A 397-nucleotide genomic window follows, 5' to 3' on the forward strand; every position below is an offset into this window, starting at 1 on the left:
GCGGCCAGGTCTGCTTCGCCCTGGGCGGCATCCCCCGCCGGACCCCGCCCGGCGACGTAGGCCACGAGATGCGCCTCCGCCCCCCGCATGACCGCCCCCACCGCCGCCTCGCGGCAGCGCGGATGCGCCAGAAGATGCGCCTCCACCTCCCCCGGCTCGATGCGGAACCCCCGCACCTTCACCTGACCGTCCAGACGCCCGAGATACGACAGACTCCCGTCCGCCCGCCGCACCACCCGGTCGCCCGTGCGGTACAGCCGCCCCCCCGGCGCCCCGAACGGATCCGGCACGAACCGCGCCGCCGTCGCACCGGGCGCACCGACATAGCCCCGCGCCAGACCCGACCCGCCGAGATACAGCTCCCCCGGCACGCCCGGGCCGACCTCGCGCAGCGACG

The 397-nt window shown here is 77.1% G+C and carries 1 protein-coding gene; it reads right to left on the reverse strand.

The features are described 5' to 3' along the window. Positions 1 to 371 (reverse strand): hypothetical protein (locus tag OWC43_RS23360; RefSeq protein WP_393958675.1); only part of this gene is annotated, 371 nt, incomplete at its 3' end. Positions 372 to 397 lie beyond the last annotated feature (26 nt).

The sequence above is a fragment of the Methylorubrum sp. POS3 genome, from assembly GCF_043352485.1.
In the GTDB taxonomy this organism is placed as follows: Bacteria; Pseudomonadota; Alphaproteobacteria; order Rhizobiales; family Beijerinckiaceae; genus Methylobacterium; species Methylobacterium suomiense.